Annotated in this window: 11 protein-coding genes; 1 reads left to right on the forward strand and 10 read right to left on the reverse strand. The window is 67.0% G+C overall.

The window, feature by feature from the left end:
• Positions 1 to 14: 14 nt before the first annotated feature.
• From J0A91_RS04620 to J0A91_RS04655, 8 genes are read right to left on the reverse strand one after another with little or no spacing between them, the layout of a single operon-like run.
• On the reverse strand, positions 15 to 1118 hold the full coding sequence (locus tag J0A91_RS04620; RefSeq protein ID WP_069203922.1) for a CapA family protein: 1104 nt from the start codon (positions 1116 to 1118) through the stop codon (positions 15 to 17).
• The gene (locus tag J0A91_RS04625) at positions 1115 to 2299 is read right to left on the reverse strand and encodes a CaiB/BaiF CoA transferase family protein (RefSeq protein WP_069203923.1); all 1185 of its coding nucleotides are present in this window, start codon (positions 2297 to 2299) and stop codon (positions 1115 to 1117) included. The genes J0A91_RS04620 and J0A91_RS04625 overlap by 4 nt, the downstream gene beginning before the upstream one ends.
• Entirely contained in the window at positions 2296 to 3492 is a 1197-nt protein-coding gene (locus J0A91_RS04630; protein WP_069207036.1) for a CaiB/BaiF CoA transferase family protein, read from the reverse strand. Before J0A91_RS04630 ends, J0A91_RS04625 begins: the two co-directional genes overlap by 4 nt.
• Positions 3489 to 5867: a 2-hydroxyacyl-CoA dehydratase family protein gene (locus tag J0A91_RS04635; protein ID WP_083224511.1), complete on the reverse strand. Its 2379-nt coding sequence runs from the start codon at positions 5865 to 5867 to the stop codon at positions 3489 to 3491. The genes J0A91_RS04630 and J0A91_RS04635 overlap by 4 nt, the downstream gene beginning before the upstream one ends.
• Positions 5867 to 7108 (reverse strand): CaiB/BaiF CoA transferase family protein, encoded by a 1242-nt coding sequence (locus tag J0A91_RS04640; RefSeq protein WP_069203924.1) that lies wholly within the window; start codon positions 7106 to 7108, stop codon positions 5867 to 5869. Before J0A91_RS04640 ends, J0A91_RS04635 begins: the two co-directional genes overlap by 1 nt.
• Positions 7105 to 8175 carry a TRAP transporter substrate-binding protein DctP gene (dctP, locus tag J0A91_RS04645; protein ID WP_069203925.1) on the reverse strand — a complete coding sequence of 357 codons (1071 nt, stop codon included), beginning with the start codon at positions 8173 to 8175 and terminating at the stop codon, positions 7105 to 7107. Before dctP ends, J0A91_RS04640 begins: the two co-directional genes overlap by 4 nt.
• Entirely contained in the window at positions 8172 to 9479 is a 1308-nt protein-coding gene (locus J0A91_RS04650) for a TRAP transporter large permease (RefSeq protein WP_240502205.1), read from the reverse strand. The genes dctP and J0A91_RS04650 overlap by 4 nt, the downstream gene beginning before the upstream one ends.
• Positions 9476 to 9976 carry a TRAP transporter small permease subunit gene (locus tag J0A91_RS04655; RefSeq protein ID WP_169833090.1) on the reverse strand — a complete coding sequence of 167 codons (501 nt, stop codon included), beginning with the start codon at positions 9974 to 9976 and terminating at the stop codon, positions 9476 to 9478. The genes J0A91_RS04650 and J0A91_RS04655 overlap by 4 nt, the downstream gene beginning before the upstream one ends.
• A gap of 119 nt (positions 9977 to 10095) precedes the next feature.
• Between J0A91_RS04655 and J0A91_RS04660 the strand changes: the two genes are divergently transcribed.
• The gene (locus tag J0A91_RS04660) at positions 10096 to 10572 is read left to right on the forward strand and encodes a MarR family winged helix-turn-helix transcriptional regulator (protein WP_069203927.1); all 477 of its coding nucleotides are present in this window, start codon (positions 10096 to 10098) and stop codon (positions 10570 to 10572) included.
• Between the two features lie 65 nt (positions 10573 to 10637).
• Here J0A91_RS04660 and J0A91_RS04665 read toward each other — a convergent pair whose 3' ends face one another.
• Positions 10638 to 13370, reverse strand: a complete 2733-nt coding sequence (locus J0A91_RS04665; RefSeq protein WP_069203928.1) for a TonB-dependent receptor plug domain-containing protein — start codon at positions 13368 to 13370, stop codon at positions 10638 to 10640.
• On the reverse strand, positions 13367 to 15142 hold the full coding sequence (locus J0A91_RS04670; RefSeq protein WP_240502206.1) for a CocE/NonD family hydrolase: 1776 nt from the start codon (positions 15140 to 15142) through the stop codon (positions 13367 to 13369). The genes J0A91_RS04665 and J0A91_RS04670 overlap by 4 nt, the downstream gene beginning before the upstream one ends.
• Positions 15143 to 15244: the final 102 nt, after the last annotated feature.

The raw sequence follows: 15244 nt of genomic DNA on the forward strand, positions 1-15244 counted from the left end.
CCTGTCCGGGTCGCCTAGCCTGCGACCCGGACCCACCCGTCCGACCAGACCCGCGCGAGGGGCGAGAGGCCAGCGCGCTGGCCGATCGCATCGATATAGTCGGCCACGGCTTCGGCCTGCGCACCCTCTGCGATTTCGGGACGGCCGGGGGGGGCGAACCAGATCGGCCGAAACGCCGTCTCCATCGTGCCATCCACATTGATGCGGCAGCGGCCGATCATACCGTTGACCGCTTCCGGGTGAAACGGCGCGAGCATATAGGCCGGATCGGGCTCGAAGCCGAACATCCGCTTGCGCCGCTCGGCCCACTCGGCGCGCGCCGGATGATCCTGTGCGGGACTGAGCGCCTGCGTCACCACCACGCCATTGCCCAGGCCATGAAAAATCGGCCTGCCGCGATACAGTTCGATGCCACGCACGATGTGCGCGTGATGCCCGACGACGATGTCCGCGCCGGCGTCGATCGCGGCGTGCGACACCGGTTGTTCATAAGGCGCGAGCTCGGCCGGCCGGTGTGTGATCCCTTTGTGCAGAGCCACCACCACCACATCGGCATGGTGTCGCGCCTGCGCGATCTGGTGCGCCATGAGAGCGAGCGAAGCCGGGTCCGCCTCGATCAGCTCCGCTTGCGGCCGCGTCGGCCCGCCATCGGCCGCGCGAACGACGAGAGGATTGGACCCGGCGCGGCTTTTCGTCGCCCAGCTCATCTCCGGTCCGACGCAATTGTAGCTCAACAACGCGACGCGCACGCCGCCTCGCACGATCACCGCCGGACGCTGCGCTCGCGCGAGATCCAGCCCGGCTCCGGCGTGCGCGATGCCGAGCCGGGCAAGCTCGTCGATCGTATCGGCGATGCCCTCGGCTCCGCAATCCGCGATGTGGTTGCCGGCGAGCGACACCATGCCGATTCCCGCCCGCGCCAGCGCCGCGAGATGGGTCGGATCGGCACCCGGCGCGGGCACGTCCCCCACCATCTCCTGCCCGCGGGCGGTATGCGGCACCTCGAGGTGCCCGATCGCGAGATCGGCAGCACGCGTCACCGGCGCGACGCCGGCAAGCCAATGGTCCGGCTCCGGAACATCGAGGATCAGGTCGCCGAGGAAGACGATGTCGATCATGCCAGCACCCCGGCGCGACGCAAAGCCGCGATCGCGTCACGGTCGAGGCCAAGCGCGGCGAGCACCGCATCGCTATGTTCACCCAGCAGCGGCACCCGCGCACCGGCGCGCGGCGCGGTCGCGAAGCCCGCACCGACCACGTCGAGCGGCCGCTCCGCACCGGGCAGTTCGACCTGTTCGAGCGTGCCGCGTTGGCGAATATGGGGATCGGTCGCGATCTCACCGACATCGCGTAACCGTGCGGCCGCGACGCCCACCGCGACGAGATCGCGTTCCAGTGTGGCGGCGTCGCAGTCCGCGAGCACAGTCGTCAGCCAGGCGCGTAGCTCAGCATAATTCTCGGTGCGCGCGGCGTGCGTCGCGAAGCGTGGATCGTCGATCAGCCCGGGATGACCAAGCACGCGGAACAGCGACGCCACCTGCGCCTGCTCGTTCGCACCGAGCGCGATCCAGCCGTCGCCGGTCGGATAAAATTCCGAAGTGGCGACGAGCCGAAATCCACGGTTGCCCGTCCCCATCGGCACCGTGCCGGTGTGCGAATGCACCGCGACCGACGTGTTGACGAGCTTCAAGGCCGAATCGAGCATCGCGATATCGAGATGAGCGCCCTCCCCGCCCGCATCGCGTATGCGCAGCGCGGCGAGCAGAGCGATCACCGCAACATAGCCGGTAAAGGAGTCGATGATCGGAATACCGATCTTGAGCGGCCCGTCCGTCGTGGCGTTCATCACGGCGATGCCGGACGCCGCTTGCGCGATATGGTCATACGCGCCGTAGTGCGCCATCGGGCCGTCCTGCCCGAAGCCGCTGATCGACACGACGATCAGCCGGGGGTCGGCTGCGCGCAGCCTGTCCGGCGACAGGCCAAGCCGCGCCATGACGCCGGGCCTGAAGTTTTCCACGACCACGTCCGCGGTGGCGATCAGCGCGCGGGCGAGGTGCTGGCCCGTCTCGCTCTTGAGATCGAGTGCTACCGATTGCTTGCCGGCATTGATCGCAGCGAATGGAATGCTGAGCAGCGGCGCGCCGCCATGCTCGGTATAATGGCGGAAACCGTCACCGCGCCCGGGCGGCTCGATCTTCACCACTTCCGCACCGAGCTGCGCGAGCATGTTGGTGCAGGTCGGCCCGGAAATCGCATGCGTGAAGTCGATGACTCTCAGGCCCGCGAGCGCGCTCATGCGCCGGCCCCCTTCGTGCTGGCGAACACACCGCCGGCGGCAAGCCGCGCGATGTCGTCTGCGCCAAAGCCGCACTCTGCGAGGATCGCGTCGCGGTCCGCACCGGGCAACGGCGCGGCGCGATGCGGCCCCGGCGTGACGCCGCCGATCGCGAACGGCGTGCCGATCTGCTCGACCGTACCCGCGCCGGGAACCTCCAGCGCGACATGCATGCCGCGCGCGATTGCATTGGGGTGGCGCAGCGCCTCGACCGGGGAAAGCACCGGCATCGCCTGCGTGTCGGCGTCCTCGAACAGCGCGAGCCACGCGGCCCTGGGTCGGCTCGCGAACACTGCCGTAAGCTCCGCGTGAATCGCCGGATGCGCGGCCAGATCGAACTGGCGCGCGGTGAGGTCAGGGCGATCGATCGCGACACAGAAGCGCGCCCAATACCGCGGCTCCATGTCGGTTGTGCACAGATAGGCGTCGTCCGCGCACCGCCAGACGCCGCCTTTCGGATGCCATGCTCCGTCGGGCGCATGCAGATCGGCCGGATTGTCGACCCGGCCAAGCCCAACCATCAGCAGCGGCATCGCTGCATCGATCATGGCTATATCGACATGTGCCCCCCGCCCGGTCTGTCCACGCGCCGCCAACGCCAGCAGGATCGCGATCGTCGCGTGCGCGCCTGCCATCACGTCTGCAACCTGCACGCCGGGCAGGGTGGGCACCGGCTGACCATTCAGGCGCGACAGCACGCCCGCCGCCGCAAGCGCGGCCGGATCGTGCCCGGCGCGGTGTGCGAGCGGCCCGGTCTGCCCGGCGAAACTGACCGATGCGTAGACCAGTCGCGGGTTGATCTCCGCCGCAGCGTCATAGCCGAGGCCGAGACGTGCGAGCGTACCGGGCCGAAAATCCTCGACCAGCACATCGGCGGACGCGAGCAACGGTTCCAGCACACGCCGCGCATCCGGATGGCCGGGATTAAGCGCGATGCTGCGTTTGTTGCGCGTGAAGGTCGGCCGCGCGCGGTCGCGGCAGAGCGCGGTCGTATCGGCGCTCGCACCGAACATCGCCTCGGCCTTGGCGAGCTCGCGCGGATGCTCGACACGGATCACGTCGGCGCCCATGTCGCCGGCGATCCAACCGAAATAGGTGCCAGGAAGAAAGCGCGACAATTCCAGCACGCGAACCCCAGCCAGAGGCTTGCTCATGCCGCCGCGCCCAGACGGGCCGCTGCGCATGCGCCCGCCGGCCCCTCGATGAACGCGACGACACGCGCGTCGAGACGTTCGAGATCGTCCGGGCCCAGCGCGAAATTGTCGACGCCGAGTTCGAGCACCGGAATGCCCGCGGCGACCAACGCCCGCACCGTGAACGGATCAGCGTCGGACAAGGCTATCGCGCCGTCGATCCGATGCGACTGCGCCTCATGGACGTGCCACGGCCCGGACCAGCTCGGCATGCGCAGTTCGTCGCCCATCGTCAGGAACCGCGCGGCAAGAGCGCGCAACGGATCGCGCCCGGACCCGAAATTGCGGATATAGCCATCCGCTGCGAGCGCAAGGTACATCGACCAGACGAACACCGCGCCGTGGCTCTCCTCCCAGCGTTGATAAAAAGCGGTGTCACTCCACAGTCCGCGACCGACCCACATCAGCCGCACGCGTTCGCGTGCGGTCACGCCCTGCCCCGCCGCCACGCGCGCCGCGACTTCGTCATGAAAGGCGCGTGCCGCGTCGCGCGCCCATAGGCTGCCGCGATGCCATTGCGGCACCATCGTTGCCGGCATGCTGTCGACAATGCTGATCGGTGCGGGCACCGCACGCGCGATCAGGTCGCGGGTGGCGCGGTAATAGGCCTCCTGCTCGTTCACCAACGTCATAACGTCGCGGAACCGGGTCTCGTCGAACGACCGGCCGGTGGCTCGCTCGATCTCGGCAATCACCGCGCGCAGCTCGGCGACGAGCAGATCGAGCCGCTCGCCTTCGAGCGCGACCTCCCAGTCATCATGCATCACGTCCCACCACCGGGTTTCGATCTCCGCTCTCGGATCGACCGTTCGCTCGTAAAGGAAGCGCGACGCACCATGCTCGACCGCCATCGCCTCGAAAATCGCCGGAGTCGGATCGGACGAGGCGATCGCATGGACGAAGTCAGGCGACGGCAGCCCGCCCCACGGTGCCTGGTCGGCTTGTCCGTCGAACGCCGCCGCCAGCGCCTGCGTGCTGTACGCCTCGATCTCGGCGGGATAGCCATGTTCGGTGAGAAGGGTGCGGTAGCGGCCGGACTGCCGCTTGGCCGCGACGATCGACGCCCACCATTGATTGACGACGAACGGCAGGTCGAACGCGCGCAGAATCTCCTGCGGCGCGTTGGCGTTGACCACCGCAAACGGCGCGCCGCCCGCGACGGCGGCGCGGATACCGGCAAACCAGTCGCGTTGGTAGGTGCCAAAATCCGCGGTGACGTCCAGCAGCTTGCGGCTGCGCTCGGGTGCGGCGCGTTGCGCGGTCGGTGCTCGCGGCCCGGGTGCGACGGGTTCCGGACGCACGAACGATTCGATCGTCAGGTTGCCCGCCTGCGCGCGCAACGGCTTGAGCAGCCACGGCGCGACCTCCTCGCCGTCCAGCGCCAGGTTGACGATCGCCTCCGCGCCTGCGGCGCGCGCATCGGCGACACTCTCTGTCGCCAAAGTCGCGATGGCGCGGCTGGAGAGCGGCGCGAGGCGAGCGGGATCGCTGAACGCCTCCAGGCTTCGGGCGGGAGGTAACCGGAATCGCGCCACGCCCCAATCATGGCTCTCGCCGACGATCGCCGCGCCGCCGTGCTCGATCTCGGCATAGGCACGATCGTCTTCGGGAGCGCTGCCGGTCACCCAGACGCGCCGCGCGGCGGCACCCGCTTCGACGGGTTCGGCGAGGATCGCATCGAGATACGCGATCATGCGCTCCGGCGGCAACACAGCGCACGCGCCGACGATGCGGAGGAAATCGATGCCGCATACCGCCGACGGTGAAACGACCCGCCGCGCCTGAACCGCGAGCATGCGATCGTGCAGCCGCGTCTCAAGCGCGTGACCGGCGGCAATCGCCTCATCCGACGGAGCCTCGCCGCCCTGCTCCGCCAGCCAGGCGCCAAGCTGTGCGAGCCGTGCACGATTATACACCCGGGAACTCTCGCGCGGTTGATGCAGCAGATCGAGCATCGTGAACCGCTTCGGGCCATCCGCGCCGAGACGCCGTAGCTCACGCAGAGCCGCAAACACTTGCGGCTGCTCGCTATCCGCGCGCGTTATCAGGATCGGCGTTTGCGCCTGTGCGGGATCGAGCAGCCACTCGATCAGACGATGCACGCGCCTACGTCCGGCGGCCTTGCCGATCAGCGCATCAGCGCGCGGTGTCGCCGGGGCATCAGCGGGTCTGGCCCGTACCGGGGCGAAACCCGCCGCGCGCAGGAACGCGTCAGGCGCGTCGCTGCCGATCGTGCGGATCACCCGCACACCGTCCGCCGTCAGCGCGCGCGCGACGGCATCGGGATCTTGGTACGCCGCCGCAATCGCGGCGAACGCGGTCGCGGCGCGCGTCATCAGATCGACCCGTCGAGCGCGAGCGCGGCGATCTGCGCATCGTCGTAGCCGAGCAGATCGCGGAACACCTCGGCATTATGCTCGCCGATATGGACGGGCAGCACGTCGTCGAAGCCTGTCCGCGCCGAGGAAAAGGTGATCGGCACGCCGACGCTGCGCAGATCGACCGTCGAAGGGTACGAAGGATGCGCGAGCGGTGTCGTTTCTCCACGCTCGACAACGCGCGGATCGATCAACGCCTCCTCGGGATGCCGCACCGGCGCGACCGGCACGCCTTCCGCCTGTAACGCCGCCACCACGTCGGCGACGGCGTGGCGCGAGGACCAGGCGGTGATCTCGGCTTCCAGCGCCGTCGCATTGGCGACGCGCAGATCTCGTCCGACGAAGCGCGCGTCCCTGCCGAGCTCGGGCCTGCCCATCGCACGGAACAGCCCTTGCGCCAGCTTCTCGTGCACGCCGACGATCGCGACATAGCCGTCCGCGCAGGCGAACACGCCGAACGGCGACAGACGCTGCACGGTCAACCCCGTCCGCGCCGGCATGCCGGCTGCGGCGAGCGCTGACCAGTTCTCGATCGCGACGAACGAGGTCAGCGCGCCGAGCATCGACACGTCGATATGCTGGCCCTCGCCGGTGCGGTGGCGCTGTTCGAGCGCGGAGAGGATGCCGATCACCGCGAACACGGGCGCGAGCATGTCGGCGACCGGAATCCCCATCCGCACGGGCGGCGCATCGGGGTCGCCGCTGGTGTACATCGCGCCGGACAGCGCCTGGATGATGACGTCCATCGCCTTGCCGTCGGGCCGATCCGCACCGAAGCCCGACAAAGAGCAATAGATGATGTCGGGCTTTGCCGCCTTGGCAACCTCATAGCCGACACCAAGCCGGTCGGCGGTGCCGGCGGCGAAGTTTTCGACGACGATATCGGCATGGCTGCACAGATCGGCGAACACCGCGCGCGCCGCCGCCGACTTGAGGTTGAGCGAGACGCCGCGCTTGCCCCGCGCCCGCGCGAGGTGCGAGATCGAGATGTCGTCGTCGTGCGTACGCTCGACGGTGATGCCGTCCCGGCCGACATACGGGCTGTTGTCCCGCGCGAGATCGCCGCCGTGCGGATCTTCGATCTTGATGACCTCCGCGCCGAGGCCCGCAAGCAGCAACGTCGCGTAAGGGCCGGCCAGCGCGCGCGTCAGATCGATCACGCGCAGGCCTTCGAGCGGTCGGGATTGGTCGTTGGTCATTTTGGTTCCTGTGGCGTTAGGGGCGCGGCGGGCGGGCAGCGTGGCGTGCCCCCGGCGGGCGATGAGCGGATGAGGCGCTGGGCCGCCTGAAAGATCGGCGTACCATCGATACCGAAGCGCACCAGCGATGCGGCGGTAACGGCGGAATCCCGGTCGTAAAGTGCGTCGAAACGCGCCTGATCGCCGGGGGTGACCGATACGAAGGCGACGTGATGCTGCTCACCGAAGGTACGGCCGATCTGCTCGGCCTGGGTGATCTGCTCGGCGAGCGCATCTTCCCACACCAATTGGCTGCGAGCGAGGATTTGCTGAAGATCGGCCGGCAGCGCCTTCCACCGCTTGGCGTTCATCGCGCGCGCCGGATACGCGCCGCGGCTTACGCGCAGCGTTGCGAAGTGCGAGGCGACCTCGGCGAAGTTGAGGCTCTTCAGCGTATCCGCCGGTGCGATCACACCATCGATCACGCCCTTGGCGAGCGCGGGGTAAACGTCTCCCATCGGCATATCGACGGGATCCGCACCGAGTGCGCGCAGCACCGCGGTGTTCTCGGCGGGCGAGCGGATACGCAAGCCGCGCAGATCGTCGAGGCTGTGGATCGCGCGGTTGCGGGTGAGAATACCGGGCAGATTGCCGCCCTGCACCGCCAGCACGCGCAGCCCATGCAGTTCGTCACGCAGCACCGGGAACGTCGCGAGCAGGCATTTGTACACACCGACCTGCTGGGGAATCGAGCCGATATGCCCGTAGAAGCCGACCTGTGCCCGCTGCGCATGGGCATTGCCGAGCGTGTAGATCGGCGTGATGAGACCGATATCGGCGACGCCATGGCGGATCTCTTCCATGCTCTGGTCGCTCGACAACAGCGCGCCGCTCCACAGGGGATGAATCTTGATACGGCCGTGCGACGCCGCTTCGACCCAGGTGATCCACGCGATGTCGGCTTTGCTGAACGGGTGCGTCGGCGGATATGGGCTGGCATAGGTCAGCGTCGTCACGTTCGGGTCGGGCCGCGTGCAGCCGGCGAGCAGCATCGCCGCGGCCATGAAGAACAGGGCGAGATATTTCATCCCATCCTCCCGGGTAGCCACAGGGCCAGCATCGGCACCGCGATCAACAGAGCCAGGTGGAGGAAATCGACGATCAGGAACGGCACGATTCCCCGGAAGATCGTCGCCAGCGGAATGTCCTTGGCGATCCCCTGGATGACATAGACGTTGAGACCGAGCGGCGGATGGACGAACCCGATCTCCATCGTGCGGACCAGGAAGATGCCGAACCAGATCGGGCTCATGTGAAGTTCGTGGATGATCGGCAGGAAGATCGGCGTGGTCAGCAACATCAGCGCGATGCCATCAAGGAACGAGCCGAGCACCAGCAACGCCACCGCCATCGCCACGATCGTCAAGGTTGGCGAGGCGTGGAAACTGCCAACCGCCTGCGCCAGCCACCCGGCGACACCGGTAACGCTGATGAAGGTTGCGAACAGCAAAGCACCGATGATGACAAGATAGATCATGCCGGTGGTGCGCAGCGTCGCGTCCAGAGCGCCGCTCACCGCCGCCCGGGTCAGCTTGCCCCGCCACCAGCAGAGCAGCAGCGCCGCAGCCGAGCCGACCGACGCCGCTTCGGTCGGGGTGAACCATCCGATGAACAACCCGCCGATCACGAACAGGATCAGCGCTGCGATGTCGATCACGCGCACCAGTCCCGCCATCCGCTCGCGCCACGGTACACGCGCGGTACGCGGCCCCAGTGCGGGATTGATGCGACACAGGATCGAGATCGCGACGATGTAGAACAGCGCCTGAGTCAGCCCGGGGATGATCGAGGCGGCAAACAGCTTGCCGATCGATTGTTCAGCGACGATGCCGAACACGATCAGCGCACCCGACGGCGGCACCAAGGAGCCGAGTGTGCCGCCCGCCGCGAGCGCACCGGTCGCGAACGACGGCGCATAGTTCGCCTTGCGCATCTCCGGCAGCGCCACCGAGGTGACCGTCGCAACGGTGGCGAGGCTCGACCCGCTGATCGCACCGAAGCCCGCGCAGCCGCCGATCGAGGCGATCGCAAGGCCGCCGCGGCGATGCCCCACGAAGCGCGCGGCGGTGTCGAAGAAGTCGCGGCTGGCGCCCGCGGCAAAGCATAGATGCGCCATCAGCACGAACAACGGCAATACGCCGAGCTCGTAGCGGCTGATCGTCGCGAAGGTGACGACACCCGCCTTGATCAGCGCCGCCTCGGGCGAGATCAGGATCGCCAGCCCACCCAACGCGACGAGGATCAGGCTGATACCGATCGGCAGGCCAAGCGCGAGCACGCCGAGCAGACATAGGATGCCGATCAGCCCGGCGATTTCGGGAATCATCGTCATGCCCGGCGCCGCATCGCGTTGCCGATGAAGATAGTCGCCACGAGCAGCGCGCCGCCGATCCAGAATGCTCGCATCCAGCGCATTGGCAGGTTGAGCACCTCCGTCACCTCGTGACCGTTCCAGAGATCGGACGCCAGCCAGATCGAACCGGCAATGAGCACGACGAAAATGATTGCGCTGACCAGATCAGCGGCGCGATCGAGCACACCTGCCGCGCGCTCCCCGACCTGCTCGAGCAGGATACGAACACGGGCATGCGTTCCGTCGATCGTCGCGATCACGATTGCCGAGGTGGCGGCAACGACGATGCACGCCTCGAAAATCTCGATCGCTCCCAGAAACGTCACGCCGAGGTGCCGGCCCGCAACCGCGAGCGCGTCGGTCGCCATCGCCAGGAGCAACGCGGCAGAGCCGACGCCAGCCGCCACACGCCGCGCAAAGCGGGCCCGGGTCTGCGTGACCGAAGGCGCCGCTTCCGGCCCGCTCGGCGCCGCCACGGCGGCTTGAATCTGATCCGTATCGTTCATAGCCGGGTATAACGCGCCACGACCCGCCCGCCGCTCAGTGGAGGATATTGAAGCTTTGTTTGCTTCGGCCGATTGATTAAGGACGGCATATGGCTGCCCCCATCCGACCCAATTCCGTCAACGAAGAGCATCTCGAACTCGGTCGGCTTGGCAATTTCATCGGCTTCCGGTTGCGCCGGATTCAGAACCAGCTTTCCGGCGCCTTCAGCACCCAAAGCGTCGAGATCGGGCTGCGACCGGGCGAGTTTTCCGCGCTCGCGATTATCTCCGCCAATCCGGGCCTGTCGCAGGCGAAGCTCGCACGCGAGGTCGGTCTCGACAAATCGGCGGCGGTGGCGGTGGTGGACGATCTCGAACGGCTCGGCATGGCCGAACGCCGACGGTCGCCGGATGACCGACGCCGCCACGCGCTCTACACGACCGAAGTTGGTGAAGCCGCTCTCGTCAAACTGTTCGCGCGACTGGCTTTGGTGGAGCAGGATGTTCTCAACGTCCTCGGCCCGCGCGACCTTCAGGTGCTGAGCACATTGCTCGACCGCGTGTACGATTCGGTCTTTCGCAAATAAGCGCCACGGGCGCGCGGGAATGCCGTCGGCATCCACGCTGTCCCCAGCTTCGGGCGCGAAACGTCTCACAGCGAAACCGTCGCCGACACCGAGATGATCCGGCCGATCGGGTTGGAAACGGTCGGATCGAAGCCGCCGCCGCCGTTCGGGCTTTCCGGAATATTGACGAACGGCGGATCGACGTCGAACAGGTTTGACACGTCGAGCGCCAGCGTCAGCCGGTTCTTGCCGCTGAGCGTACCATCGAAGCGGTGCGCGACATGCAGATCGAAGGTCGAGTAATCCTTCACCGTCTGCGTCGGCGTGACGCGGTTGTTCTTGTAGGAATTGGTGTAGTTCCAGAACAGCACCGCGCTGGTGCCGGTATTGTCGTATCCGGCCGAGCTGCGCGCGCGGAAACGCGGCGGGTTGAAGATCGTGTTCACGCTGTCGAGGAACGGCGCACTGGTTGACACGGCGGTACGGTAACGCGTGAAATAGGTGCCGTTGGTGGCGACGTTGAAGTGGCTGAGCCGGTAGGAAAGCTGGAAGTCGATTCCCTCCGCCAGCGTTTTGCCCGCGTTGACGTTCTGGCCGTACACGAACAGCGTCGGGGTGTCGGGCAGCACGCCGAACACCGGATAGCCCTTCTGCACGAACGACTGGATCAACGCCGCCGCCTGCGCGCCCTGCACGATGCGGTCGGCATATTGTGAGGCCGATGCGCCGCCTTGCAGGATCGACAGGTCGGACAGGATCGCGTTGATCTGGCCGGTATAGTCGATGTTGAAATAGTTCACGCTCGCGCGGAAGTTGGGCAGCGCGGGCAGCGACAGATCCGCGCCGAGCGACCAGGTGCGGGCATGTTCGGGTGTCAGCGGATTGCCGTCGGCGAAGCCGGACAGAGTCGCGCCGGTGACGACACCGTTCGGTGTGTTGTAGTTCTGGATGAACAACGCATCGACCGCGCCCTTGATCTGCGTGAGGATCGGCGCGCGGAACGACGTGCCGTAGCTGCCATGCAGCTTCAGCCCGCGCACCGGTTCCCAATTGATGCCGATCTTGGGGTTGCTGGTCGTGCCCACATCCGAATAGTCGCTATACCGTCCCGCCAGCGACAGATCGAGCGAGTGGAAGCCGGGAATCGCATTGTCGTCGCCGAAGATCGGCACGCGCAATTCACCAAATACCGACTTGATCGTGCGCGCCGCATAGGTCCGCGAGGAATTGACAGCACCCGCCGGCCCGCTGTCGAGGCCGGTGTAAATGCTCTCGCGCACGTATTCGCCGCCGAGTGCCGCGCGCACGTTGCCGCCGGGCAGATGGAACAGCGAGCCTGAAACGCTCACCTCGCCTTCATGCTCCTCGTTGATGCCCGGCGCGCCGAACACCTGGTTGAACACGCTGCCGAGTACGCCCGCGCTGTTGCCACCAAACGGGTTGATCGCGGTCGCCGGGTTGCTGCTGGCGAGTGCGGCGGCCAGCGCGCCGTTGTTCACGCCCTGCGTCGAGGTGCTGAGGCTCTCGTCACGGCCATAGGTGTAGCTGGCGTCGAGCTGGAAATCGCCGAACAGCTTCCAGTTTAGCCCGGCCGTGCCCTCCAGCACCTTGGCGAAGCCGCGCGTGCTGTTGACCGGCCCCTGCCCGCCGAAGTTGGTCTGCACCGTTTCCGACGAGGCGACGACGCCGGGTGGCAGGATGAAATACGGGTTGGTGCTGGGCAGCACCACCGTCGCCGTGGTCAGCGCCGGATTGAACTGGAAATCGCGCCGCGTGTAGAGCAGATCGCCGGTCAGCGTGATGCGCGAACCGATCTCCTGCGTGACCGATCCCATGAAGCTGTTGCGCCGCTGCGCCGGGATGAGATCCTGTGTCTTCAACGTGTCGCACGTGTTGACACTACCCGCGACGAGCCCGGGCAGCGCGTAGTTGGTGCCGTTGATGGCGATGTTGGCCGGGTTGCACTGCGTGCCGCGGTAATCGCCGCCGCCGCGCGCGCGCAGATCCGCGCCGTAGAAGTCACGGTCGCGCCCGTTGAGCGCACCGTGGCCGCTGTGTTCGTAAGACAGCGTCAGGTTGCCGGTATCCCAGCTATGCCCGCCGATGATGCCGATATTGTACTGGTTGTACGCCTGATCGGCGGCGAGGCCGTATTGCGCGCGCGCCTCCAGCCCGTTGAAGCGCCGCCGCGTGATGAGGTTGACCACGCCTGCGACCGCATCTGACCCGTAGATCGCCGATGCGCCGTCCGCGACGACCTCGACTCGCTCGATCGCGATCGTGGGGATCGCGCTCGGATCGGGAAGGCCGCCCGATGAACCGGATTGCACGATGCGGTGCCCGTTGAGCAGAGTGAGCGTCGCATATGGCCCGATGCCACGAATGTTGAAGCCGGAACTATAAGTGATATTGCCGGCCCCGCCCGATGTGCTGCGGCTCCCCTCGCTGACGCCCTGGTTGATGACCTGTGGCAGGTTCTGCACGAGTTGCGTCGTGTTGGTCGCGCCCGAGGAGATCAGGTCGGCGCGGGTCTGCTCGATCAGCGGCGAACCGACCGGCGCAACGCCGCGAATGCGGCTGCCGGTGACGACCACGTCGGCGGGCGGTTGTGCCGGCTCGGCACTGGGCGGCAATGCGGTGCCGCTGGTGCTCATCTGCGTGCGGGCGGCGTCGGTATCGTCCGGCGTCTGCGCGGCCGGCGCGTTCTGCCCGGGTTCCGGCACGGCCTGCGCATGGGCCGTACCGGCCCATGCGAGCGCGGCGACCGCTACGCCGGAGCGCGTGAAATTCCGCATCATGGTCTGCGACGGATTCTTCATTTTGCCTCTTCCACAGTCTTTTCGGCACCAGCCTCGAACCGGGCGGGTGTCTTGAACGGAATTTCGATGCGGGATCCGGTGCTGCCGGCGTACACCGTCCAGCGCTTCGCCAGCCCGCCTTTGATCGCGGCCAGATTACGCTGGCGCGGATCGGCACCCGCGAGCGCGACGCGCAGACGGTGATGCGCCGGCACCACATACGAACGCGGCGACAGGTCGAACACCAACGTCACCGGCTTACCCGGCGCGAGCGGCGCCGCGTCGCGCTCCAGCCCCGAATGATAGGGCAGGTCGAGATCGTTATAGGGCGGCCTGCTCAGCTTGCGATGGCTCGCCGCCAGCCGCCCCTGCGCCAGCACGACCGACCTGCCGCTCGGATCGACGTCCTCGAGATACGCGAACATATTGGCCTGCGGCGCGTCGGCGGCGGCGCGAATCGAAACCACCGAATAGCCCTCGATCGTGGCCGGCTCGGCCAGCGGCGGGCTGGTGAAGATCGCCGCACGCGCGTCGGGCGTCTCGGGCCAGAACGGGAAGTAGGCGTCGGTCGCGATGTCATAGTCGATCGGGTAATCGATGCTGCGCACAGCCGTCGGCTTGGTGCCAAGCGCGCCCGCCCGGAAGCCGTTGCCTGCCGTGAGGAACAGCGTGGTGCGCGCGATGCCGACGCCGGGCAGGCTGTTGGAGCGGATCAGTTCGCCGCCGCTGCCGTCCTGCCGCCACCAGGCATATTTCGGCTCGATATCGAGGCCGTTGCGGACGCCCTTCAGATAGCGGTCGAAGAACGTCTTCTGAATGCTGTTGATGTTGAACTGTTTGGGCGGCTCACAATGGCTGCCCGGGCCGATGATCATCTTGGCCGGCAGGTTGGCGGCCGCGCGGATGATCTGCTCGGTCGGCTCGTCGTTCCAATTGCCCCACAGGTACCAGGCGACGCCCGGTCGTGCGAGTGCGACCTTGTGCGTATAGGGGCCGACCTCCTCCCAGAAGCGCGTGCCGGTCAGCGCGGACATGCTGTCGCGATACGGGATGCCGTACCACAAAGGTGCCATCGGCGTGTTGCCGGCATGCTGCGCGACCGCCTGTTTGAGCAGCACGCCACCGCTGTCCCCGTCGACGGGTACGCTGGAAAGATCGATCGCGGTCGATTCTTCAGGCCGCGTGTTGAACTGACCGGTGATGCCGCCGCGTCGGACGAACTCGTATTTGTCCCAGTCGGTGGCGGCGGCGAACACCGCCTTCACCGCCGGCGGCTGCGCGCCCGCCACCAGCATCGCGGTCCCACCGAGATACGAACAACCGATCAGTCCGACGTCACCCGTCGCGTAGGGCCGCCCCGCGAGCCACTGGACGATCTCCGCGCCGTCCTTCGCTTCGGTCTGATCCAGGAAACCACGCCGCGCGCCGAACGACGCGCCCTTTCCGCGAATATCAGCCGTCGCGACGACATAGCCGGCATGCACCAGATCGCGGAGCCCGAACTCGCGCGAATCGAGCAGATCCACCAGCTTTCCATTGTCGTAATAGCGTGCGCGATACGGCGTGAAGGCGAATACCACCGGCGCCTTTGCCGCGTCCGCTACGCCGCCCTTCGCAGGTCGGTACACGTTCACCGCAAGACGGACACCGTCGCGCATCGGCAGGTAAAACGATTGGCGCGCAACCAGCGGATCGCCATTTGCACGATCCTGGGTCGCGCCGACCGCCGGCATCATGAGGGAGATCATCGCCGCGGTCGGTACCAGCCCGCGCCGCCTGTTTAGCCGCTTCATCAACCAACCTCTCCGCTGACGATCTGCGCGTCTTGCGAGATTGGTGTTATCGACAATGGTTGTAGATATCAACGGTTATTTTGGCGGGCGTCCTTCACGGCA

The organism is Sphingomonas panacis, from assembly GCF_001717955.1.
GTDB classification, from domain to species: Bacteria; Pseudomonadota; Alphaproteobacteria; order Sphingomonadales; family Sphingomonadaceae; genus Sphingomonas; species Sphingomonas panacis.

What these genes read in the sequence shown, in the direction of transcription:
- J0A91_RS04620 (WP_069203922.1), bottom strand. Translation starts at nt 1,118, where the DNA reads ATGATCGACATCGTCTTCCTCGGCGACCTGATCCTCGATGTTCCGGAG.
- J0A91_RS04625 (WP_069203923.1), bottom strand. Translation starts at nt 2,299, where the DNA reads ATGAGCGCGCTCGCGGGCCTGAGAGTCATCGACTTCACGCATGCGATT.
- J0A91_RS04630 (WP_069207036.1), bottom strand. Translation starts at nt 3,492, where the DNA reads ATGAGCAAGCCTCTGGCTGGGGTTCGCGTGCTGGAATTGTCGCGCTTT.
- J0A91_RS04635 (WP_083224511.1), bottom strand. Translation starts at nt 5,867, where the DNA reads ATGACGCGCGCCGCGACCGCGTTCGCCGCGATTGCGGCGGCGTACCAA.
- J0A91_RS04640 (WP_069203924.1), bottom strand. Translation starts at nt 7,108, where the DNA reads ATGACCAACGACCAATCCCGACCGCTCGAAGGCCTGCGCGTGATCGAT.
- dctP (WP_069203925.1), bottom strand. Translation starts at nt 8,175, where the DNA reads ATGAAATATCTCGCCCTGTTCTTCATGGCCGCGGCGATGCTGCTCGCC.
- J0A91_RS04650 (WP_240502205.1), bottom strand. Translation starts at nt 9,479, where the DNA reads ATGACGATGATTCCCGAAATCGCCGGGCTGATCGGCATCCTATGTCTG.
- J0A91_RS04660 (WP_069203927.1), top strand. Translation starts at nt 10,096, where the DNA reads ATGGCTGCCCCCATCCGACCCAATTCCGTCAACGAAGAGCATCTCGAA.
- J0A91_RS04665 (WP_069203928.1), bottom strand. Translation starts at nt 13,370, where the DNA reads ATGAAGAATCCGTCGCAGACCATGATGCGGAATTTCACGCGCTCCGGC.
- J0A91_RS04670 (WP_240502206.1), bottom strand. Translation starts at nt 15,142, where the DNA reads ATGAAGCGGCTAAACAGGCGGCGCGGGCTGGTACCGACCGCGGCGATG.